14 protein-coding genes and 1 pseudogene are annotated in these 23,737 nt (G+C 59.6%); 3 read left to right on the plus strand and 12 right to left on the minus strand.

Features of this window, described 5'->3' with window-relative positions:
• Window positions 1-56 precede the first annotated feature (56 nt).
• From hmsP to bcsR, 7 genes are all read right to left on the minus strand, one after another.
• Window positions 57-2,063 (minus strand): biofilm formation regulator HmsP, encoded by a 2,007-nt coding sequence (gene hmsP, locus HMPREF1144_RS02605; RefSeq protein WP_009651761.1) that lies wholly within the window; start codon window positions 2,061-2,063, stop codon window positions 57-59.
• Between the two features lie 373 nt (window positions 2,064-2,436).
• Window positions 2,437-5,922, minus strand: a complete 3,486-nt coding sequence (bcsC, locus tag HMPREF1144_RS02610) for a cellulose synthase complex outer membrane protein BcsC (RefSeq protein WP_009651767.1) — start codon at window positions 5,920-5,922, stop codon at window positions 2,437-2,439.
• Complete coding sequence (gene bcsZ / locus HMPREF1144_RS02615) at window positions 5,904-7,013, minus strand: cellulose synthase complex periplasmic endoglucanase BcsZ (RefSeq protein ID WP_009651766.1); 1,110 nt, start codon at window positions 7,011-7,013, stop codon at window positions 5,904-5,906. Before bcsZ ends, bcsC begins: the two co-directional genes overlap by 19 nt.
• A 3-nt stretch (window positions 7,014-7,016) precedes the next feature.
• A complete protein-coding gene (gene bcsB, locus HMPREF1144_RS02620) occupies window positions 7,017-9,350 on the minus strand; it encodes a cellulose biosynthesis cyclic di-GMP-binding regulatory protein BcsB (protein WP_004855282.1) in 2,334 nt (777 codons plus the stop codon).
• A 10-nt stretch (window positions 9,351-9,360) separates the two neighbouring features.
• The gene (gene bcsA / locus HMPREF1144_RS02625) at window positions 9,361-11,979 is read right to left on the minus strand and encodes a UDP-forming cellulose synthase catalytic subunit (RefSeq protein ID WP_004855285.1); all 2,619 of its coding nucleotides are present in this window, start codon (window positions 11,977-11,979) and stop codon (window positions 9,361-9,363) included.
• Window positions 11,976-12,713, minus strand: coding sequence for a cellulose biosynthesis protein BcsQ (bcsQ, locus tag HMPREF1144_RS02630; protein ID WP_009651773.1), 738 nt, complete (start codon window positions 12,711-12,713; stop codon window positions 11,976-11,978). The genes bcsA and bcsQ overlap by 4 nt, the downstream gene beginning before the upstream one ends.
• Before the next feature lie 11 nt (window positions 12,714-12,724).
• The gene (gene bcsR / locus HMPREF1144_RS02635; protein ID WP_004855289.1) at window positions 12,725-12,913 is read right to left on the minus strand and encodes a cellulose biosynthesis protein BcsR; all 189 of its coding nucleotides are present in this window, start codon (window positions 12,911-12,913) and stop codon (window positions 12,725-12,727) included.
• A 167-nt stretch (window positions 12,914-13,080) separates the two neighbouring features.
• Between bcsR and bcsE the strand changes: the two genes are divergently transcribed.
• Genes bcsE through bcsG form a run of 3 tightly spaced genes read left to right on the plus strand, consistent with a single transcriptional unit; the run spans window position 13,081 to window position 16,504 of the window.
• Window positions 13,081-14,637, plus strand: coding sequence for a cellulose biosynthesis protein BcsE (gene bcsE, locus HMPREF1144_RS02640; protein WP_009651760.1), 1,557 nt, complete (start codon window positions 13,081-13,083; stop codon window positions 14,635-14,637).
• Window positions 14,634-14,831 carry a cellulose biosynthesis protein BcsF gene (bcsF, locus tag HMPREF1144_RS02645; RefSeq protein ID WP_009651764.1) on the plus strand — a complete coding sequence of 66 codons (198 nt, stop codon included), beginning with the start codon at window positions 14,634-14,636 and terminating at the stop codon, window positions 14,829-14,831. The genes bcsE and bcsF overlap by 4 nt, the downstream gene beginning before the upstream one ends.
• Window positions 14,828-16,504 (plus strand): cellulose biosynthesis protein BcsG, encoded by a 1,677-nt coding sequence (bcsG, locus tag HMPREF1144_RS02650; protein ID WP_004855296.1) that lies wholly within the window; start codon window positions 14,828-14,830, stop codon window positions 16,502-16,504. The genes bcsF and bcsG overlap by 4 nt, the downstream gene beginning before the upstream one ends.
• An 83-nt stretch (window positions 16,505-16,587) precedes the next feature.
• On the opposite strand, the gene HMPREF1144_RS02655 is transcribed toward bcsG, so the two are convergent.
• From HMPREF1144_RS02655 to HMPREF1144_RS02675, 5 genes and pseudogenes are all read right to left on the minus strand, one after another.
• Window positions 16,588-16,695 (minus strand): type I toxin-antitoxin system toxin Ldr family protein, encoded by a 108-nt coding sequence (locus HMPREF1144_RS02655; protein ID WP_042926890.1) that lies wholly within the window; start codon window positions 16,693-16,695, stop codon window positions 16,588-16,590.
• A gap of 265 nt (window positions 16,696-16,960) precedes the next feature.
• The gene (locus tag HMPREF1144_RS02660; protein ID WP_009651787.1) at window positions 16,961-17,959 is read right to left on the minus strand and encodes a glycosyl hydrolase family 8; all 999 of its coding nucleotides are present in this window, start codon (window positions 17,957-17,959) and stop codon (window positions 16,961-16,963) included.
• A gap of 11 nt (window positions 17,960-17,970) precedes the next feature.
• Complete coding sequence (gene bcsD, locus HMPREF1144_RS02665; RefSeq protein WP_032721670.1) at window positions 17,971-18,447, minus strand: cellulose biosynthesis protein BcsD; 477 nt, start codon at window positions 18,445-18,447, stop codon at window positions 17,971-17,973.
• Complete coding sequence (locus HMPREF1144_RS02670; protein ID WP_009651788.1) at window positions 18,447-22,499, minus strand: cellulose biosynthesis protein BcsC; 4,053 nt, start codon at window positions 22,497-22,499, stop codon at window positions 18,447-18,449. Before HMPREF1144_RS02670 ends, bcsD begins: the two co-directional genes overlap by 1 nt.
• Window positions 22,496-23,737: pseudogene (locus tag HMPREF1144_RS02675) on the minus strand (cellulose biosynthesis cyclic di-GMP-binding regulatory protein BcsB); the annotation flags it as partial. The pseudogene HMPREF1144_RS02675 and the gene HMPREF1144_RS02670, both read right to left, overlap by 4 nt.

Below are 23,737 nucleotides of genomic sequence, written 5' to 3' on the forward strand. Positions count from 1 at the left end.
AATTGAAATGTAATTGTTAATTTATTTGAGCTGACTCGCATAAGCTAACAATGTTGTTACAAACTTACATCCTCAACATCACCGGGTAAAAAACGGGCCATAAAAGCCTCAGGCGGCATGGCGCAGCCAAAAAGATACCCTTGCACCGTCTCGACGCCCGCCTCCTGCAGCCAGCGATACTGGGTATCGGTTTCGACACCCTCCGCGACAATGCGCAGATTCAGCCCCCGCGCCAGCTGGATAATCGCGGGCACCATGCTGATGTCATCGGGCAGCATATCGATAAAGACTTTATCGATTTTCAGGATGTCTACCGGCAGCGATTTAATATGCTGCAGCTGGCGCAGGCCGGCGTAGCCCATACCAAAGTCATCGAGGGCAATCCGCACGCCCGCTTCACGCAGCGGACGCAGCAGGGAAATAATCGCCTGCGGGTCGTCTATCCGACGGCTTTCGGTGACTTCCAGTACCAGCGTGCCCGGCGCGATACGATAGCGCGCGAGCAGCGCCAGCATCTCCTCGCCGCGATCGTGATGCAGCAGCTGCAGCAACGACACGTTGACCGACAGCGGCAACATGATCCCCTGATTTTGCCAGGCGGCAAGCTGCCGGCAGGCCTCTTCCATCACCCAGTAGCCGACCGGCACCATCAGCCCGCAGGCTTCGATACGCTCAATCAGATCGCCCGGCAGCGACCAGCTGCCGTCCGCCTGACGCTGACGCAGCAGCACTTCCGCACCGCACACATCGCCGCTGTGGGTATCCACCTGCGGCTGCAGCCAGATGGCAAACTGCTGGTTATCAAGCGCCGTCAAAATATCGTGCTCTTCCATTAAGCGGCGCTGCGCTTTTTCCATCTGCTGCGGATCGAAGAACTCAATCTGGTTTTTCCCTTTACGACGCGCGGTGACGGCGGCGGAAAACGCCCGACGATAGAGCTGTTCGGCATTAATTTCGCCGTTAAACATCGCGATACCGACGCTGGCGCAGGGGCGCAGCTGGATGCCGTGCAGCGGCAAACGTTCATTTAAGACAGTGAGTACTTGCTTACTTAATGTCACCGCCTGCCAGGGTTCGTCAATGCCGTGGGCCAGAATCGCGAAGTCGTAGCCGCTCACCTGAGCCAGCACCATCTGCGCCGGGATAATCGCCCGCAGCTTTTCAACCAGGGTTAGCAGCAGCATTTCACGCTGCGTCTCTTTCAGTACGCCAGCGGTATCCTGCAGCGTTTCGCAGGCGATAATCAGCAGCGCCGAGGCCTGCGGGCGGGCGACGGTTTGCTCCAGCATGGCCATCAGAAAGGCTTTGTTCGGCAGCTCGGATACCGGAAAACGAGTCGATTGCAAAGAGAGTTCGTCGTGCAGGCGCAGCAGCGTCTGCTGGTTACGGTTGTAGCTGCGCACCAGCATGCCGATTTCATCGTCATGATGGAGACGCGGCAGCGTGAGCTGATGGCCCAAACGCTCGTGCTGCGGAACATCGTTTAGCTCACGGGCGATTTTGCGCAGCGGTCGTACCATCAGACGGTTGATGCACCAGGTGATCGCCACCGTCAGAATCAGCACCAAGAGTAAGTAAGCAGTCACTAACGTTGCCAGCGCGCTCATGACGAATTTATACATGCGGTAGGAATCGGCCTGCAGCACCAGATAGGCCAGCGGCTGCGGGTTAGCCGGGCGTTCCAGGGAGTAAATTGGCAGTGAAATCTGTACCGGCAGTTCGAACATACGGGTGATCGTCACCGGTACCGGGCGTTCGGGAATAAAACGCATCCGCAGCGCCTGGAACTGGTTGGGCAGCACGACATCCGCCCGGCTGACGATGCCAGCGGGCTGAATACGGCTCAGAATGGCTTCCGCCTCAGGGATATCGGCTTTCAGGATAGCCGCTGACAGCGGTTCGCGAACGGAACGCGCGATGCTTTCTAACTGCGTGGCCGTGGTAAAGCGACTCTGCTGAACAAAGTGGAACAGAAGAATAGAACAGAAGACCAGTACAAACGCCATGGACACGCTCGCGACCATCGCCATCTGTTTAATTGTAAGTGAACGGCTGACGCGCAACGGGGTTCTCCACTGAAACTGAACGCATATCGGGTATAGGTCCCTCTCACCGATCGTTATCAGGCTGATTATATACTCAAATTGTTCGCTCACGCCCGCAAGGCCGCGAAGCAATGCCATCGGAACGCTTTCCCGGAGGCGGCGCAATGCGCCTGTCCGGGCTACAAAACCCGCAGGCGGCGCGGGCCGGTAGCCCCGGTAAGCATAGCGCGACCGGGGAACATTCCCGGGTGGCGGCTGACGCCTTACCCGGGCTACAAAATTGCCCGGCCTACACGTTCACAGCCGCCATCGGGCCGCTTTCCCGGAGGCAACGAGTATACGCGAAGAGCGCCGTGGAGTGTCGCCCTGTCGCATAATTCAGCCTAATCTGCTACCAGTCGGCATAAGGAACCAACGGCTGCGGCGGTATATCCATATCGCCCTGCCAGCCGGAAGCCGAATAGCGAACGTACAGCAGCGCATGGCTCGGGGTGTAATCCTTCGCCTGCTGGATATCCACCGCCGCCCCGACAAACCAGTTGCTGGTCACCCGTCGCTCAATCAGCGCCCGCGCGGTATAGCCGACGCCGGAACTGCTGCTGCCCTCTTCCGTAAGCTGGCTGGCATCATGGCGATACTGCGAGGGAATCAAATTGAGCAGCGGATAGCGCGCCTCGGTTTTGGTGCGTGAATGGGACCACGACACCGAACCTCCCAGCTCCCATGACCAGTTCTCCGTCCGCTGACGCCAGGTGACCGGCACCGAGAAGGAGACATATTCCTGCGGACTGTAGTAACCGCCCTGGCCCAGCGTATAGCCGCTGAGATCCTTATCGTAGTGCCAGAGCATATTGTTCAGGCCGACGGTGACCCGGCGGTTATCTTCGTTAATCACTTTATAGTAGTAGCCGGTCATCCAGCGCACGCGCCAGTTGTCGGCGACGTTTTTCCCGGTCAACTGGTCGACGCCCAGCGAAGACCAGACGCCGTTGGCCTCGCCTTTATCGTAGCTCAGACTCACACCGCCGCCGTCGGCGCGCACTCCGCCCCAGGTCTTGCCGGTATGGCCGTCGTTAGGGTTATCTTTCTGCCCGCCGAAGGCCAGCAGCGAGCTGGAGATGGGGCGTCGGTGGAGGTTAACGGTGTAGCCCAGCGGGCCAACGTCGCTGCTGTAGCTCAGGCCGCCCACCACATCAACGACGTTAAAGCCCATCGGCGTGGTACCAATATCGCCGCTCCAGGTATCGTTCTTCCAGCCCACCGCGACGCTGGCGCCGCTATCGCTTTGGTGCTTGCTGCCGCCGGTACAGGCGATTTCGCCGCAGGTACCCCAGCTCGGCGAATAGCTGCCGTCGCTCTTCGTCGAAAAACTCCCGGCGTCCATGTTCACCAGATCGGTACGGAAGAACATGCGCCCGTCGGCCAGCGGCGCGTCCACGTGCAGCATTGTGGTATGCGCTTTCAGGTCGGAATAGCCGCCGGTACCGCTGGAGCCCCAGTAATCATGCTCGAGGGTGACGTTAAGATCCTGCTGACGATAAAGATCGGCGGCGTCGCTGCGGATCCCGCGCTTCAGCCAGTCATCGCTACTGTCGTTACGCGTCAGCCGCGTAAACGTGTCGTTATCCTGCGGGCGCTCGCGGGCGACGCCGGAGGCCACCATTGCATCTTTATAGCCTTCCAGCGCCTGCTGCGGCTCGCCGTTCTGCGCCTGGAAACGCGCGGCGTCGCGCAGCACCAGCGCGCTTTCCATTGACGGCGGCTGCGCTTTCGCCTGCGGAACGATGCGGGCGAAGGTTTGCTGCGCCTGAGCGCGATCGCCCAACCCGGCCTGCGCCTGGGCGATACGCCGCTGCATATTGATAGAATCGATGTCTTCGCCCTTGAGCTGCGCCACCTGGGCGCGCGCGGCATTTTTATCGCCATCGGCAAGATACACTTCCGCCAGACCCAGACGCGCATCGCCGTTATCAGGCTGCTGACCCAGCACCCGCTGATATTCAGCAATCGCCGTCTGGCTGTCGCCGCGCTGCTGCGCCCAGTCCGCCAGCGTGAGCGCGTAGCGCACCGACGTTGGCTGCTGGTTAATCAGCGCGATCGCCCGGGCTTCCTGGCCGCTATCGCGCAGCTGATTCGCCTGGCGCAACACGTTATCGCTTTGCAGGCGTGCCTCCAGCTCGCGAATATTGTCCGTCCACTGCCCGCGCGGCAGGGCGTTAATCTGCGCCAGCGCCATCTCATCCTGATTATTCCCGGATAGATAGAGGCCGTAGGCGTAAACCCGGTCGGCATCGCCGGGCTGGCGGTTGACCATCGCGCGCATGATCGCATCGGCTTCGCTGCGGCTGCCCGCGCTGACCAGATCCCGCGACAGGCGGTAGGCGATCCACACGCTATCCGGGTCCAGCGCCAGCCGTCTGCGCTGCACTTCCGCCGCCTGCGCCCAGTTGCCCTGGCTCTCCAGCGCTTCGGCCTGTTTCTCCAGCCGATCGTTCGTCAGGCTGCGTTCGATATCATCAATGCTGCGCCGCTGGCCCGGCGACAGGCTGGCGATGTACGCGCTGGCTTTTTCCGGCGATTCGGCGCGATACAGATTCGCCAGACCGCGCACCGCCAGGCTGTTGCCGCGATCCATTCGCAGCGCGCGCTGGTAGTAGCGCTCCGCCGCCGCGTTTTCTTTACGCGCCGCCGCCACGTCCCCCAGCCCCAGCACCGCATAGCTGTCGGTATTGTCTATGCGCTGCGCCTGGGCGTAATTATTTTGCGCCTGCGCCAGCTGGCCGCTTTTCAGGGCGCTATCGCCCTGCTTAATCAGCAGCCAGTAGCGGTTAGTCTTGAGCAGGCTATCCCACTTATCGCGGCTCGGGCTATCCGGGTCCATTTTGATGGCTTTACTCAACTGGGCAACCGCCCGCGCCCGATCGCCGCGCTGGGAGTACGCCTGACCCAGTGCGCCAACCGCGTCGCTGTCTTTGGCATCCGCCCGTACGGCCTGCTGCAAATCGGCCACGGCCGCCGAACCTTTCCCGGCCTTCACCGCCGCCAGCCCCTCCGCGCGGTCGCGGAACGTCGGGTCTTTTAGCTGCGTCTGCTGCTGATCGAGCAGGACGCGGGCATTGGCCGAGGTGGAACCGGTGGGAAACTGCATGAGAAAGCGCTGCAGCGCCTGCACGCTGGCCCGGCTGACCGGCATGCTTTTCACTTCGTTAAACCAGATGTCCGCCGCGATACCGCGGCCCGCCGCCGAGCGGGACATCTGCTCCAGATAAGCAAATCCCTCTTCGGGCTTATTATCGCCAAACATCTGTTTCGCCAGCGCCGTTTGCAGCGAGACGTTGCCCGGCAAGCGGGCATTAAGTTTTTTCAGCTGATTGATGCCTTCGGTATGACGGGCGGGCAGCCGCGCCACCAGCGTCCAGTACTCGATCGCCGCGTCATCATCATCAGGAACGCCGTTAAACAGCTTCTCGTAAGCGGCGATGGCTTCATCAACCTTCCCGGCCACGCCCAGCAGACGAGCCTGCTGCAGCTCCTGGCGACCATCGCCGGTGCTGCTTTTCATCTCGTCGCGCGAGGCTTTCAGCTCCGGCGATTCCGGCGCCAGCTTCGCCAGACGCTCCAGCTGCTGCTTCGCGCCGGCGGTATCGCCCTGGCGGAGAAGATAGCGCATCCGCGCGGCAACAACGTCCGGGTTATTCGGGTCGATCAATTCCAGGCGATAGAGCGACTGGCGCACCAAATCCTCACGTTTGCTGGCCTCGCCGAGGCGGACCTGCTCCAGTAGATGCTCCTGAACAGGGGTAGTCGCGGCATGCGCCAGCGGCATCAGCGCGACGCCCAGGGAGAGAGTGAATAAGCTTAGTGAGAACTTGTGCATTCCTGGTTCCAGTCAGGCCGTAATTCACCGCCGGCGGTGAAACGAAAACGGTGTTGATCCCATCCCTGGCCGAAAAGGGTCAGGACCGCGCTGTAGTAAGCATCCGCGCCGGGATAGTTATCGGCGACGCGCTGGCGCTGAATGGCGCGGGCATCTTCCTTCTGCAAGAAAGGCAGTAGCGCCGCGGAGAAGCCAACCGGACCGTTACCGGTAGTTTTACCGGTCGCGATGTTGGTTTTTTCTGGCGGCACGCCCTGTGCAACCGTCTGGGCCGCCATCGGTTTAAAGCGCGCCAGCAGGGGGGCTTTTTGCTTATCGCCGTCATCGAGCATACCGGTCCACAGATAGACGCGGATGGCGTCATAGCTGCCGATAATCGGTTTATCCGCTTTTAGCTGCCAGCCTTTCCCTTTCTGGTAGCGCACCCAGTCAGGCGAGAAGCCTTTTGGCGCGGTCTCCAGCAGCAGACGCAGATTGTTGTCGCGTATTTTCGGCCAGGGTGCGCCATAAGCGGCAAAATAGGTTGCCAGCTGCGGCGGCAGATAGCCGGGATTAAAACGCCAGCCGCCGTCATCAACAAAGCCGACTTTTCCCGGCAGTACCAACGGCCCCAGTCCCGGCACCGTGGCGACCTCTTCTTCGGCAATGCGCGCCAGCAGCGCCTTGCCCACCTCGGTATACTGAGGCGTGTCCCACAGACGTCCGGCCTCCAGCAGCGCCCAGGCTATCCACAGGTCGGAGTCAGAGGCTGAATTGTTGTCCAGCACCGTCCACTGGTCATCGCTCTTTTTCCCCCACAGCCAGCCCGGCAGGTGCGCGCGCAGATCGCCCTCGGCAAGATTATTTTGCGTCCACTCAAACAGCTTGCGGAAGCCGTCGCGATCGTTAGCCGCCAGAGCAAAGAACAGCCCGTAGCTTTGTCCTTCCGAGGTGGTGATTTTTCGCGCATCGCTGGGATCGATAACCCGACCTTCGGCGCTGACGTACTCTTTTTTAAACTGCTCCCAGGCCGGCCACTGGCAGGCGGCGCTCACCTGCGCCGCCGCCAGCATCAATACCGATAACACCACACTACGTACCGCGTTCATCATCAATTACTCATCATCAAGATCGAGGCGGCGACGGCTGATAATACGCAGCATGCGCCACAGTACCCATGCCAGCAGAACAATGCTGACCGCCGCCAGAATCGCCAGCAGCACCGGATGGCTGGAGAGCGCAAACCAGATGCGTTCGAACCACGGCAGGTGGCCGATATAGTAAATATCGCCCACCCTCAGGCTGTTAACGCCCGACTCACGAATGACCGCAACGGAACCAAACATCGCCGCGCGTTTACCGCTGTCGTTAAGCGCCTGGGTCAGCAGTTCGTTGCCGCGCGGGCTGTCGGCCAGCAGCGCCACGACGCTGCGCTGATCGTTGTACGGCGACTGGAAGCCAATAATCGCCGCCATCGGCCCGGTCGACGTAACGTCGGTTCGGGTATTCGGCGTTCTGGCCTCGGTATCGGGATAGATGCTGGCCAGATCGTAGTGGCGCATCGGCATTTTCACCCAGCTTTTGGTCGCTTCAACCAGCAGGTTGATTTTCGTGTCGTCCTTCAGCGCCTGCGGAATGGAGCCAATCAGCAGCAGGTCGGCGTCTTTATCTTTAATCTGGCTACCGTCGTCGGTCATGCGCAGGTTAATGGCCGCCAGGCCGGTTTGCGCGCCGATGCCGCCGGCCGTCTCCAGCAGCGTGGCAACCTGGCCCTCGGTCGGCGATTTTGGCACCACGACCAGGGTATCGGCGAGATCGGCCATCCGGCTGTACGGGAAGCCCGCGTTAGCAAAGACGCGCAGATCCGGCATCGCCATAAAGTGATAGTACTTCGAGAAATCGATGGTCGAGTCATCGCCTATCACCACGTGGTTCTGCACCGGCTGGAAGGTAATACAGTTATCGATAGAACCGCCCGGCATCGGGTTCATATACTGGAAGTCGAAGCGCAGCTGATTCATGGCGCCGAGGCGCAATGCCGGGATCGTCACTTCCGTTTTGCCGTCCAGCAGCCCCTGCAGCACCGGCAGGCGCAGTATCAGCTTATTCACATCCTGCGAGCTGTTGAGGCTGAAGGACTGTAAGAACTGATCGTTAAGGCTGATATCCATGCGCGAGCTGTCCTTGATCGGCGGCATGGTATAGCGATAGTTCAGGTTCATATCGATGCCGTTGGCGCGCAGCAGGTAGAGATCCGGCGGCAGGTTCAGCGCCACGTTGATGGAATCCGGCACCAGACCGCTGGATTGCAGCTGCTGTTCGTAGGTTTTCAGCTCGGCAAAGGTCACCGCCCGATCGGTACGCACCCAGTTTGGCGCATCGTACGGTTTACGCGCCTGCAGCTGTTTGACATCGTCAACCGTCACGCTGCTGCCGCGGAACAGAATATTGCCCTGGGCTATCCCCTTCGCCGCCTGCAGCAGGTCTTTATCATCCCGCCCGAAGACCACCAGCAGCTTGACGTACGGATTATCCGGGTGGTCGATCATTTCAATCGTCGGCGCCTTAACCGGCGGATGCTCGCGCAGGAAGTCCGGGCGCTTATCGTTGGTCGCAAAAACAATGGCGTTACGGTCCGGCAGTTGGTTGAACTGGACCGGGAACTGCTGGCCGCGCCAGCCCGCTTTGCTGCCGAACCAGGAGGCGATAATGGCCGCCGCCTGCTGCTGCAGGACATCCGGCGCGGAGGCGAAGACCATCGGCAGCGTCAGCTGGCGGTTATCGCGCGAATCGTAGAACGGCACCGGGAAATGCGAAAGATCGTTGCGCACGTTCAGCGACTGGTAGGTTAAATCCAGATAGCTTTCGCGACCGACGTCCAGCCATAAGGTGCTGCTGGCCGGGTTTTCACACACATCGCGATAGTGGCCAACGAACTCAAGACGCACGCGGTTAAAGTCGGTGATATAGAGCGGATCGATAGGGATCTGCGCGCTGACTTTTTTGCCCAACTGCTCTTTGGTGACCGGCAGCACGCCCATCAGTTCATCGTTAAGATAAACCTTCAGCTGCGACTGCACCGGCAGCAGCGATGGAGAGGGCGTGTAGTCGAGATTCAGCAGCGCTTTCGCTACCACTTCATCGCTGCGCATGCCGAACTCTACCGAACCCTCAGGGCGCGCGCCGCGCAGCACCATGCTGCCCGGAGGCGGGGCGATTTTAGCGAAGGTCAGCTTCACGTCGCGGGTCGGGGCGTTATCCAGCACCACCACCGGTGCCGCCGGGTCGGCGAGCGTCGCCGTGGGCTGGCTGTCCGCCACCGTACCGGCGATACCGGGTACCGTCGTCGTCTGCGTGGCCTGCGGCGCCGGTTCCGCATACGAAGCGAAGGGAGACCAGCCGCCAATGCCCACCGCTACTGCACAAATCAAAGAGAGTTTTCTGTTCATCGCATTATCATCATTGTTGAGCCATCGCCGGTTCTGCCGAGAGTGTCGCCGCTGCGCGTTCCGGACGGCGCGGAATAAACGAGACAAACCAGGCCACCAGCATGGTGAGCGAGCGGAAAATAACCTTCACCGACGGCGGAGAGAACTCCGCCAGGTGACGATATCCACGGAACCCCAGCTTCAGGATATCCAGCAGGCTTTCCATCGGCTTATCTTCCGGGAAGCTATCCTGCCAAAGCGCCCACGTATCTGCGCGGGCAAACGTACACTGTACAAAATCGATATGTTGTTGATTGCTTAACGGCAGCAGCTGTAGCCCAACCTCGCTGCCGTTGACCCGCGCAACCCGCACCGGGAAGGCGTACTCCTGCTGCCCGCGCTTCAGCAGCAGCTTGACGTGCTGACTTTCCAGCACCTGCGCCTCGCCGTGAATCTTGACGCCGAGGCCGCCGTCGGAGTAATCATGGACGGTACAAGAGAACAGGTGCCCGTCATCGCGGGCAATCGCCGCCGGCATCGACATCTCCACGCGGTGCGATCGCCGCACCTGCTTGCTTTCAACCGAGACCGCCACCGCGCCGCCAAGAATAATCAGGTTATAGAACACCCAGATAACGCTCACCCAGACGGTCAGGATTTCGTTTTCCGGGCCGTACATAAAGCGCCAGATCCCCACCCCGACGCCGACCAGGTTCAGCAGCACGAGGTAGATATAGGGACGAGAGATCACCCAGTCGACGTATTCGTCCTCCACCAGTCCGCCTTTCGCCGTCACGTTGAATTTGCCCTTATGCGGGTTAATCAACGCGACAAAGGTCGGCGGAGCGATATACCACGCCAGCACCGTTTCATAAATTTCACTCCAGAAAGAGTGGCGGTATTTGCCCTGAATCTTCGAGTTGGTCAGGCTGGCGTGAATCATATGCGGCAGCACGAACAGGGCGATCATCAGCGCTGGCGCATAGATGATATAGGCGTGCAGCAGCAGAAACGCCAGCGGCGCGGTCAGGAAGATCAGCCGCGGAATACCGGACAGAAAGTGCAGCATCGCGTTGACGTAGCAGACGCGCTGCGCCAGCTTCAGCCCTTTGCCAAACAAGGGGTTATCAAGGCGGAAAATTTGTACCATCCCGCGGGCCCAGCGGATGCGCTGGCCAATATGCGCCGACAGGCTCTCCGTCGCCAGACCGGCCGCCTGCGGGATACGCATGTAGGCTGAAGTGTGCCCTCGACGGTGCAGGCGCAAAGAGGTGTGGGCGTCTTCAGTCACCGTTTCCACGGCAATGCCGCCGATTTCATCCAGCGGGCCGCGGCGGATCACCGCGCAGGAGCCGCAGAAGAAGGTCGCGTCCCACATGTCGTTCCCGTCCTGCACCAGGCCATAAAACAGCGTGCCTTCGTTCGGCGTTTTGCGGAATCGTCCCAGGTTGCGCTCAAACGGGTCCGGGGAGAAGAAGTGGTGCGGCGTCTGCATCATCGCCAGCTCTTTCTCTTTCAGGAACCAGCCCATGGTCATCTGCAGGAACGAACGGGTCGGCACGTGGTCGCAGTCGAAAATCGACACGAACTCGCCCTTGGCGTACTTCAGGGCGTTGTTGATATTGCCGGCTTTCGCGTGTTCGTGGGTGGTGCGCGCGATGTAGTGCACCCCGACGTCTTTGGCGAACTGACGGAACTCTTCGCGCCCGCCGTCGTCGAGGATCCAGATATTGATCTTGTCTTTCGGCCAGTCGATTCCCTGAGAAGCGTAAATGGTGTTTTTCACCACGTTAAGGTCTTCGTTATAGGTCGGCACAAAAATATCGACCGTCGGCCACTGCGCCATATCCTCCGGCAGCGGGACCGGTTGACGGTTCAGCGGCCAGACGACCTGGAAATACCCCAGGACCAGCACCACCCAGGCATAAGTTTCAGCAAACAGCAGAATTATCCCGCACACGAGGCTCACGGGATCATCCCAGTTGAGCGTTGAGGTGTAGCGCCACCAGATGTAGCGGCAGGAGACGGTCAGCGACAGCACGATCAGCATCAGGGCCGAAAAGCGTCCCGGAATGCGGCGCACCAGCAGCGCTACGCCCCACAGCAGCAGCAGGAAAATAAACTGCGATAGCGGATTAAACGGCTGGGTAATGCAGAGCAGCGCGAGGATCAGCGAGAAAAAGGTTATCGTGCCAAGAATAAGCCGCCGTATTTTCGGATTCAGGTGCCCCAGCTCTTTATGCTTATCCAGATGGCCGGTACGGGCGTTGACCTTTTCCGGCAGCTTTTCCAGCCACTGGGCGTAGCGCCCGTGGACGCCTTCCAGCGCCGCCAGGGAACGCCAGTTGATCTTTTTATCCGGCTCCGGCGCCCGCGTCGCCAGCAGCCACACGGCTTGCAGCAGGTAGCGAATCGGGTCCAGCGGGCGCGGCCGATGCGGATTAATATGCGGAAAAAACTCGCCGTGACGTTCGCGAATAGCCTGCCAGCGCGGCGTTTCCAGCGGCATAAACGCCCATGCCAGAGACGCCCACAGGCAGCCCAGCGCGGCCGACAGCCACGAGGCGCCGTGCTGGCGGTAATCAAGATAGCGCTCGCTCAGCCGTTTCCCGACCGGCGGCGCCAGCAGCAGCGTGCTCAGGCGGATCATTCCGCCCCCTTGCCGGCGTAGTGCAGCAGACACCAGTTGGCCAGCGTCAGTATCTCTTCCGCCGCCAGCGAGTCCTGGCGGTATTCGCCGAGGGGCTGCTTCGCCGCCAGACACTCCGCCATCGCCTCATCACGATGGATGGTCACCGGCAGAATGCGCCGCTGGCTCTCCAGCCACAGCTGATACAAATCCTCCTGCAGCTGGCTGCCGACGCGCAGATCGTTAATCAAAATATCGCTATTGACCGGCAGCGCCTGCTGATGCAGGCGAATATGGCTGTTGCCGTCCGGATGCACGATGACCAGCGTGCGGTCGCAGACGTCAATGAGGGAGCGGGTCAGCGGCGAGTAACCGTCCGGCAGGTCAATCAGCAGCCAGCGGTGATCGCCCTGCTGATGGAGCTTCTGCACCATCCCGGCCATCGGCGCCAGCGTCGGCTGGAGCCGCTCGATATTCTCGCGCTCGCCCGGCGTCAACTGACCAAAAGGCAACAAATCGATATGCGAAGTGTAGCGCAGCCCGGCGTCGCGCCAGTCGGTGCCGTCGATGGTGGCGCGCGCCCAGCCCGCTTTGTGGCTAAAATCGACGTTGAAAAAGAAGCGCAGCATGTTGTCCGGGCTGGCGTCCACCACCAGTACGGTTTCACCGAGTAACTGCAGCGCCCAGGCCAGCGCAGCGGTAATCGACGTGGTGCCGGTACCGCCGCGCACGCCCTGTAATCCCAGAATCGCCATCGATGGCTTCCTTACTTTTTCTCTGCTAATTCAGCCAGTAATGGCCAGCGTTTTAGCGCCGCGGTTAACTGCTCGCGTCGGGAAATATCGTGGTAGTGAATATCAGGCAGGGAAAATGCCCGGCTTAACGCCAGGAAATCATTTTGAAACGTGTAGCCCAAAGTCGCATCGGTGGGTACAGCAGGCTCTTTTGCTGGCATTTCTCTGTCCGTTGGAAAATACAATAAATTAAACCGATAGGCGTAAGATCATCCTTAAATTATGTTTACATGCTAAAACTGATGTCCTTTAATTTCAATGTTAGGTTTACTCTGACGCTTTCGCTAGTAAACTAATCAAGTGTAAATCAAGTCTCACGAGGGACGCAGTGGATATCGTATATTCTTTGGGTATTTCATCATTATGGGACGAAGTACGCCATATGCCCGTGGGTGGAGTATGGTGGCTGAATGTCGACCGCTATGCCGACGCGGTAAGCCTGCTCAACCATACGCTGGCTGCCCAGGATAAACAGAGCCAGGTTGCGGCGATAGTCATGGGTGATAACCCAAATAAAATCATTGAACTAGAGAAAAATTGCGGGCCAGAAAAGGTGGCGTTATTTAGCATGCCGAACCGTTATGAGGGGCTGCAAGAAATGCACCGCGATTTAGTTTGTTCCCTCGAACCTGGCAATTATTTGTTTATTCTGCTATGCGCTGAAAATGCCTGGCAGAATATAAAAAGCGATGATTTATGCAATTGGGTTGAGAAATCGTATCGATGGACTAATTATCATCGTTGTTCATTATTAGTACTTAATTCTGGGCACGATATCGATAAGCAACTCTCCCCTTTATTACGCGAGTACCGCTCGCTTTCCGGCCTGGCAAGTATTCGTTACCAGGGGGATAATCACCTGTTCGATATCGCCTGGTGGGGGAGTGAAAAAGGCATAAGCGCCCGGCAGCAGCTCATTGTTCTTCAAGATGAAAACGGCTGGCGGCTGGCGCAGGATGAAGAAACGGTGGTGCAACCGCGCAGCGACGAAAAAGTCATTCTTAGCAATCTGCGCGTACTGGAAGGTGCCCCCGCGCTATCCGAATACTGGACGCTGTTCGATACTAACGACGCCGTTTTCAACGCAGGGAGGATGGCGCAGGCGGCAACGCTGATCTTCTCCATTACCCAGAACGAACAGATTGAACAGTTGGGACGCTATATCCATACCCTGCGCCGCCAGCGCGGCAGCGCGTTAAAAATCGTCGTCCGCGAACAAACGCCGAGCCTGCGCGCCACCGATGAACGCCTGCTGCTGAGCAGCGGCGCCAATATGGTTATTCCCAGCGGCGCGCCGTTATCCCGCTGTCTTACGCTTATAGAAAGCGTTCAGAAACAGCAGTTTACTCGCCATATTCCGGAAGATTTTAATACTCTGCTGACCTGGAGCCAGCCGCTAAAACTGCGCGGCTACCAGAAATGGGGGGACTTCTGCGAAGCAGTGCATAATATTATGGTCAACACCATGCTGCCCGCCGATGGCAAAGGCGTGATGGTGGCGCTGCGCCCGGCGCCCGGCCTGCGCGTAGAGCAGGCGCTGACGCTGTGTAAGCCCAACCGTATGGGCGACATTATGACCATCGGCAACAATCGCCTGGTGCTGTTTCTGTCATTTTGCCGGGTGAACGACCTGGATACCGCGTTAAACCATATTTTCCCTTTACCAACCGGCGATATTTTTTCTAACCGTATGATTTGGTTTGAAGATAAGCAAATAACGGCAGAGATCATCCAGATGCGAGGGATTCTGCCGGAGAACTGGAACACGCCGCTGCCCATTTCGCTTGGCAAAAATGAAACCATCAACGCGACCCATGACGGGCGAAGCTGGCGGCGCAACCCCGAGGCGCACCGTCTGTCCATTGATGGGGAGCCAACCTTATGATGTCTATCGCCGATATTATTCAGCTGGTCGTCCTGTGCGCCCTGCTGTTCTTCCCGCTGGGATACCTGACGCGCCACTACCAGCGGCGTATTCGCACCACGTTAAGACTGATGTTCTTTAAACCCCGTTATGTCAAACCGGCTGGCGTGCTGCGCCGGGAAGCGACATCCAGGCAAGGCAAACCAACGAAATGACCAAACCCAAAACACCCACCGCGTCGCTTCCGCTCTGGCGGTACTGGCGAGGCTTATCTGGCTGGAACTTCTACTTTCTGGTGAAGTTTGCTTTGCTATGGGCGGGATACCTCAATTTTCATCCCATGTTAAACCTGGTGTTTCTGGCCTTCCTGCTGGTGCCGATTCCGCAGTATAAACTGCACCGCATCCGCCACTGGATAGCGATCCCGCTGGGCTTTATGCTGTTCTGGCACGACACCTGGCTGCCCGGCCCGGAAAGCATTGCCAGCCAGGGCTCGCAGATTGCCGGCTTCAGCGCCGACTATATCTGGGATTTGGTGACCCGCTTTATTAACTGGAATATGATCGGCGCTTTCTTCGTGCTGCTGGTTCTGTGGCTGTTTATCAGCCAGTGGCTGCGGGTGACGGTTTTCGTCTCCGCAATCATGGTCTGGCTGGTCGTCAGCCCGCTGCTGCCCTCTTTCACCTTTTGGCCGGCAGGTCAGCCAACGGCAGCGGCGGCGAACACCGCCGCGAATACGACCGGCGGTACGGCCATCGCGACCAATACCGCGCCGGCGAATAACGATATTCCGCCGCAAACCGAGCCGCCGACGTCGGCCAATCTGACCAACTGGCTGAACGCCTTTTACGCTTCTGAGCAGAAACGTAAAACCACTTTCCCGGATGCGCTTCCGGCCGATGCCCAGCCGTTTGATGTCCTGATAATCAACATCTGCTCGCTCTCATGGTCGGATATTGAAGCGGCCGGGCTGATGGATCATCCGCTGTGGAAGCATTTCGACCTGCTGTTCAAAAACTTTAACTCTGCGACCTCTTACAGCGGGCCGGCGGCGGCGCGTCTGCTGCGCGCCAGCTGCGGCCAGCTCTCGCACGCCAACCTTTATCAGCCATCGGGCAGCGAATGCTATCTGTTTGAAAACCTGGCGAAGCTGGGCTTCACGCAGCAGCTGATGCTCGGCCACAACGGTATCTTCGGCGACTTCCTGAAGGAGCTTCGCTCGCTGGGCGGGATCCAGAGCCCGCTGATGGATCAATCCGGCCTGCCGGTGATTCTGCAGGGCTTTGACGGCTCCCCGGTCTATGACGACCAGGCAACGCTGAACCGCTGGCTGCAGACGCTGGATAAGCTGAATACGCCGCGCACGGCGACCTTCTACAACACGCTGCCGCTGCATGACGGTAACCACTATCCGGGCCAGAGCAAAACTGCGGACTATAAAGCCCGTGCGCAGAAGTTCTTCGATGAGCTGGACAGTTTCTTCACTGAACTGGAGAAATCGGGGCGTAAGGTGCTGGTCATCGTCGTACCGGAACACGGTGCAGCATTGAAAGGCGACAAAATGCAGGTTTCCGGCCTGCGCGATATTCCCAGTCCGTCCATTACTAACGTTCCGGCGGCGGTGAAATTCTTCGGCATTAAGGCAAGACACCCCGATGCGCCGATTATCATTAACCAGCCAAGCAGCTACCTGGCGATTTCTGAGCTGGTAGTTCGCGCCCTCGACGGCAAGATGTTTGACGAAAACGACATCAACTGGCAGCAGTATATTGCCAACCTGCCGCAGAGCGCGGCGGTGTCGGAAAACTCCAACGCCATCGTTATTCAATACCAGGGGAAACCGTATGTTCAGCTGAACGGCGGCAGCTGGGTCCCTTATCCGCAATAAACGAAAAAGGCCGCAGGATGTTACCCCTGCGGCCCCGTTCGGGCGCATGCTGCCACTAAGGCAGGCAGATACCCACCGGCTGGCTACTTGCGGTTATCCATCCAGCTCACGATGATGCTGACCAGAATGCCAGCAATCACCGGAGCCGCCAGATCGTCCCACAGCACCAGGCCCAACTGAGCGAGCGTCATACAGCCGCCTTGTTGCAATGGCAACCGTTCGCGGCTATCCTCAAATTGTTCAGGTTTGAGAGTAGCCCCCGATACGTTGCCAGGTTGATACCAAACAACGTGCGGGGGTTTTCTCTTTCCAGCAACCAATTCATCTCTGCCGCCGGGGTTCAAGCCCCCGCAACATTGCGCCTCACCGGGCAAGCCCGGCTTGCCGACAATTCTACGGCGCCCTTCAGATTTCAGCACTCGGTCCTGGCGCGTTATTCGAGGCGCCTTCCACAGTTTACGACTGGTCTTTATTTGCCAGCCATACCAGCAGCTTCAGGCTGGCGGAGTAGTAGTCGTCCTGGGCACTAATCTGCGGCTCGGCCTGCGCTTCGCCAAGGGTTAAATCGCGTACCGCCAGTAGCCCGCCGGTCATAAACCACGGCGCCACTTCATTGGTGTTGACGTTGATCCACGCCGGCGTTTGCAGACGCGGATAGCGCTGGAACCAGTTTTTCCATGGCGTCAACAGGCTGCTTTTCGGGTCACTCCAGTAAACATACAGCGGAATACGGATCGCATCGAAGCTCATCCGCGTCGGCCACTCTTTTGCCGGCTCCATCCTGCCGTCCGCTCTTAAGGCGACCCAGTCGCTGGGAAGCTGAGATGTCCCCCACGCCATGTTCCCCAGCAGCGCCTGACCATCGCTCTGCAGCTTTCGCCAGGCGGTTAAATGCGTCCGCGCGGCGAAAGCCTGCCATGCCGGAAAGATAAAGTAGGAGGGATTAAGGTTCAGATGATCGTTGAGATAGAATCCCTTCGCGCCCGGAAGCATAACCTGACGGCCGGCGAAGGTGACCACCGTGGACTTCAGTAGCGAAGCGGTTATCGCATCCGACGCACTGCCGTAGGATTTTTCATGCCACTGCTGCTGCGCGCGCAGCAGCGCCCAGGCAATCAGGGTATCGCCATCGGTGGCATCGTTTTTATCCGCCACCGGATTAGGCGCCACCGGGTTATAGCGCCAGTAAAACAACCCGTTATCTTTGTTACGCAGCGTTTTATCGGTCCACTGCCATAGCTTGTCAAAGGCGGGGCGATCGTTATTGCCCACCGCTAACAGCATGGCAAAACCTTGCCCTTCAGTATGGGAGACGTTGCCGTTGCCGGTATCAATAATGCGCCCGTCCGGCATCATAAAACGCGATTTGTAGCTTTCCCACGCCGTATCGGCCCACGCGTGGGGAAGCATCATCACCGTCGTCACCACGACTGTCGCTAAAGCACGCAAGGACATAAATTCACCCTTCAGGGATGGAAGTAAAGAAACTGAACGTCAGAGACCGAAAACAGTCGCTCGCGCTGTAAAACCACATGCGCCGCGCCGCCCTGTCCCTGTAGCCAGCGGGAATAAAGCCCCTCGAGTATGGCACAAAACGCATTACACCAGCGGACGCGGCGCGCTTCATCGCGGCTCACCGGCAGCGCCTGATGGCGTAACCGCAGGCCGTCATCGCTAATCTCAACGCTCACTACGCCCCACTGAAACCGGCTTAGCTGCGCATTCATATTGGCTTCCAGCTCACCGAGCGTTTCCGACTCCGGTAGCGGATGCTCATCGGCCAGCGCCTCGCCCATTTGCCGCAGAAAGGGCTGACTCTCCAGCTCGCCCGCGTTATTGACCATACCATCAACCATAATCAGCAGCAGATCGAACCACCCGGCAGGGGTTTGCTGCTGCTGAAACCAGGCCATTACCAGCGCATTATTATTGTCCGTCACGATCAGCGATCTCCCAGCATGTAGCGGATATAGAGGCCGGCGGTGCTCTCGTTGTAATCGCCGAAGGTGTCATAGCCCACCTGGCCGCCGAGCGTCATCTGTTTATTGACTTTGTAATCCGCGCCGGCGCGCAGGGTATAGCCGATGCCGCTCTTCGAGGTGGCTGAATAGTAGGCCTCTTTAGCAAAACCGTTGCTCACAGCGGTCTCGAGCGTTTGCTGCCACTCGGCGTTGGTCGGGAAATAGGCGCTCTTATCCTGGCTGTAAGATTGATACCCCACCGAGCCGCCAAGCTTCATCGTCCAGTTATCATATTTCTCCGTCAGGCTTACCGGCAGCGACACGCTGACGTAGTTCTGCGGGCTGAAGTAGCCCCCTTGCCCGTAGGTGAAGTAGCTCAGGTTTTTCGAGTAATCCATGTAGCTCATACTCAGCCCGGTCTGCAGCTGACGATACTCATCGTGGTAAGGCCGCAGATAAACCCCGGCGTTGGCGTTGATGCTGGTATTGCTGGCGACGTTTTGTCCCAGGTAGCTATAGCCCCCGCCGCCGACGTAGAAACCGGCATCGCCGTCGTCGTAGCTGAGCTGCAGGGTACCGCCGTTTTTGGTCACCTGCCCCCAGGTTTTGCCGGAGTAGGAATCCTTCAGCCCCACCCAGGAGAGCAGGCTGTCGGTCAGCGAACGACGCTCGCCGGTAAAAATCAGCGACAGATAGTTAGTCAGCTTCGGCGACCACTTCACGCCGCCCACCACGGTATTCAGATCCTGACCCAGCGGCGTGCTGCCGATATCGACGCGATATTCGTCGCCGCTCAGCGCCAGCGCCAGCGCCACGCCGTTGGCTTTTTGCGAATCGGTTGAGCCGCTGGCCCGATCAACGTTAGGTTTCAGATTTGAAGAAGCCAGATAGCTGGCGACCTGCCCGGAATCGTAAGCACCCAGCTTCGCCAGGTTCTCCATGCCGCTGCTGGTGGTAGCGTTAAAGTCTGACGCATTCAGCGTGCCGAGACCGCTCAAGGTCTCCGCCCCCGGATTGTTGGCAAAGTACGTCGTGCGCTCGGTATCGGTCATCGCCGCAATCGCCGCCTGCTCGCTGGTGGCGGTGGCGATCATATTGGAGACCGCATTGGATAGCGGATTCGCGCCATAGCGCCGCCAGGCGTCCCCGGTTGCCGTCCCTGCGTTCAACGTAATCGGCGTCACGGTAAAGTCGAAACGCGAATCACCGAACGGCGAAGAGGACCAGGTCAGCGGGGTTTTGATTTCGGTCAGCTTGCTGGTGCCGGATTCGCCATCGCGGCCGCGAACCTCCATGCCCCCCTGCAGCCAGGTCCCGGTTTTTTCCTGCAACGTCTCCATCATGGTATCCACCTGGCGCAGCATCCGGGTCTGCGCGGTTTCGACCGGCAGATCGGTGCGCTGGATCCCCGGCAGCGTGCTGCCATCACCCGTCGATACCTGAGAAACCTGCCACGGCATATATTGCCCGTAGGTGGAAGCAGTACGCGTCGCCGCCGGCGTACGCGAGACGCCAACGAACGGATTATCCGCCGCCAGCACGCCGCCCACGGTTGGCGTTTGCGTGCCGTTGCTGCTCTGTAACCCCAGCAGCCTGCCGCGAGCGCTGCGCAGATAGGTCATCGCCTGCTGATGATGGCCCTGCGATTCGGCCACGCGCGCCAGCAGCAGCAAACGGTCCGGCGAATTATCCGGGCGCAGCCCGCCTGCCAGCTGCGCCGCCCGGTCGTTATCGCCCGCCGAAAGCGCGACATCAATAGCCCCGCTGCGCGCGTCCTGGGTCGGCGTATCGCGGGTCATCAGGTAGTCATAGACGACCCCGGCCTCTTTATTCATTTTGCCGCTCTGATAGAGACGCGCCATGGCGAACATCAGGTCGGTATTTTGCGGGTCACTCTGCATCGCCCCCATCAGCTTGTCATACGCCGCCGCGTAGTTACCCTGCTCTCGCAGGCGATCCGCGTCGTTAATCACATAGCCGTTGCGAATGCTGGCCAGCTGCGTCGGCGTACTGCTTGCCTGCAGCTGAGGGTTGGTGAGCAGCCTCTGCGCTTCATTGGTCAGGCCAGCCTGGTTAAGCACCGTCACCTGATCGGCGTAATCCCCGGCGTTGCCGGAGATACCGCCGTTAATATTGTTGCGTACCAGCGATACCGCGGTGGTCACATCGCCGCTCTGGGCCAGCAGGCGCGCCAGTTTACCCACATCCGCCGGGGCTTTTGGCGGCGTCGCGGCCATCGCCCTTAGCGTATTGGACGCCGCGACGGCATTACCCTGCGCCAGATACCCCTCGGCCGTCGCCAGCTGCAGGTTGTAGTTCACCCGCTGGTGTAAATCGCGCATCTGGCTGGTCTGGCTGGCGGGGGGAATTCTTGTCAGCAGCGTTTGCGCCTGCTGCCAGCCGCCGTTCTCGCTGGCGAAAAGGGCGGCGGCATACAGCGAGCTGCTGCTGGCGCCGGGACGATACGCGGCGCCCATAATCGCGTTCGCCTCGCCGTCGTTGCCGGATTTTTGCAGCAGTCGAGCCAGATCGAGGCGCATCCACGCATCGTCCGGATAGCGAGAAACGCCCTGCCGCAGCATCGCGATAGCCCCGGACACGTTACCGCCGCTGGCCTGCTCCTGGGCCTGTCGACGCAGCGAATCTCCCGGCATTCCGGTGACCACGCGCGGCTGCAGCTTTTGCTGCAGGCTTTCCGGCAGCGTTCGCAGCATCGACTGGGCTTCTGCGGTTTTATTCTGTTCACGCAAGACGTAATAGAGATTCTCGCGGGCGGGGCCATTTTGCGGCTGCTCGTTGAGCAGCGCCCGCAGCGTTTGTTCGGCCTGGGGCAGATCTTTGTTGTGGCGCAGAACGTCGGCGCGGAACAGCTTCGCCGCCGAGCCCTGGGCTCCGCTCTGCTGCGCCAGCGGCGCGGAGAGCGCCAGCGCCTGGCTAATGTTGCCTTGCTTGTAGGCCTGCTGCGCCTGCGCGAGCTGGCCGTAAAACAGCGCATCCGCCGCCTGCTGGCGCCGGGTTTCAGAACCCTCGCCGCCGAGATCCGCCGCCCGGCCCAAATACTGAGAGGCCGCCTGAAAATCGCCGCTGCGCTGGGCGATATAGCCCATGCCGGCTAGCGCGTCAGCATCCTGCGGATTGGTTTGCAGGACCTGTTCAAACTGCTGCTTCGCCGCGGCGGTATTGCCGCTGTTCAGGTCAGCGTAACCCTGACCGCGCGCCTGGCCGCTGCGCCGTTCGCGGAAGTAGTTCTGCACTTCGCTATCCTGCGGGTGGCGCTGCATCCAGGTATCGTAAAACGGCTCATCTCCCGGCTGCGGCCCCATCCACAGCAGCGCCTGACGCAGTCCCGCATCGGCTTCTTTGCTGCCGCTGGCCATCGGCTCCAGCATGGCGATCCCTTCCCGGCGGGTCTCTTCGCGCCAGGTCAGCGCCTTGCCCAGGGCCACGCGCGGCCCGTTTTCCTGCGGATGTTGAGCGACGTACTGACGCAGTTCGCTCAACGCCTGCGGATAGAGCGATTTGTCGCTGGCCATCGTCATATAGTATTCCGCCGCCAGTCCGGAAGGCGGAACGCTGCCGTTGAACATACTCCGCCAGGTCGCCAGCGCGGCAGGCACGTTGCCGCTGCGCGCCTGCTGTCTGGCCAGGTTGAGCTGCCCCTGCGGGACCTGGGCCATTTTTTTGGCGCTATCCAGATCCTGCAAGCCGGGACTGTTGGGCGCCGCTTTCTCCAGTCGCGCCCGCCACTGGGCCGCGGCCTGCAGGTTGCCCCCCTGTTGCGCCCACAGCGCCATCAGGTACAGCGCCTGAGCGTTGTTGGCATCCACCGATAACACTTTTTGCAGCGATTCCATCGCCAGCTCGTCGTGCGATTTTTCGTGCCAGTAGTTGGCCTGCGCAAACAGCGCCTGCAGCGCCGCATCGTTACCCGCCGCCTGCGCCTCACCGAAGGCGCCAAGCGTCAGCGCGCCGGACAGGCACAGCGTGGAAAATTGACGGGCCGCCTTCGTATTCATTTTACCGGCTCTTTTCATTGGCTATCTCCCGACTCCAGGCGCTTGCGGGCATGACGTTTGAACATCGCGGTCAGCGCCAGGCCCAGAATGGACGTGGCGATTAACCCCAGCACTGCCAGCAGGCCGGAGTGCTGGTTGGCATACCACACCGCCATCATGTACCACGGCATCTGGCCGCTGGGGAACGGCGTACTCACCTGGAAGCTACGCACGCCGTTATCACTGGTAATCACCGCCGTATCGCCGCGAATACCGGCATTGATGCGCGGTGAATTAAGATCGTCTTCGAGTTTCGCCAGCTGATCGTCGCTGCTGCCCATCGCCACCACCACCACCCGCTGCGGGTTCCACGGTGAGCGATAGCTAATAAACCCACGCCAGGCGCTGCTGGAAGAGAAATAACGATCGGCATCCACGCCGTCGGAGGCCCAGTCGCCGCTCAGCCTGCGCTGAATTTTTGTCCATAGCGCCGGTTCACGTACGCTCAGCAGGTTATCGACCGGGTTATAGGGAGAGTCGGCCAGCAGGCGCTGGTTGAACGCTTTTTGGTCAAGCGCGCTCACCGCCAGCACATCGCGATCGCGTAGAAAAGGCGAATTGGCGATGTCGTCAGGAACGCCCAGCATCACGCGGTTATTGGCCAGCGCTTTGCCGGTCGAATTACCCGAACGGGCGGCCAGATTCAGCATCGTCGCGACCTGGGTTTCCGAGGGCTGTTCCGGCAGCAGCAGCGTGGTTTGCGAATAATCCGCCAACCGGGAGAACGGGAACGACGCGCCGACAAAATAGGAAAGATTCGGCAACAGCCGAGAAGTGCCGCGTACCGCTCAAATCGATCCACGAGTCGTCGGTGATGCGGCTTTTAATCGTGCTGTTCAGCAGGACCGAACAGGGCGCGCTGTCCTTCGGCACCAGATTGAAATAGAGCGAGAGCTGGTTATCGCCGTAAATCAGATACGGCGCCAGCGGGATAGTGAACCGCTCCTGACGCGCGTCGCCGCCCAGGTGACGCCAGAGCTTCTCCAGCGGACCCTGTTTATTCATCGGCAGGTTGTTGAGGAAGGTGTTGTTGAGCGTCACGCTCAGCAGCGACTTATCCTCATTAATCCAGCTCTCCGACGGGAAACGGTAGCCGATCTGCAGGGGTATGGTTTCGCCATCCCACAGGTAGAGGTCCGGCGCGGCGCGGAAGGCCACGCGCAGCGGTTCATGCCATACGCCGCTGACGGTCATACTTTGATCCTGGCGGATCAGCT

This window comes from Klebsiella sp. OBRC7, assembly GCF_000293135.1.
GTDB lineage: Bacteria > Pseudomonadota > Gammaproteobacteria > Enterobacterales > Enterobacteriaceae > Klebsiella > Klebsiella michiganensis.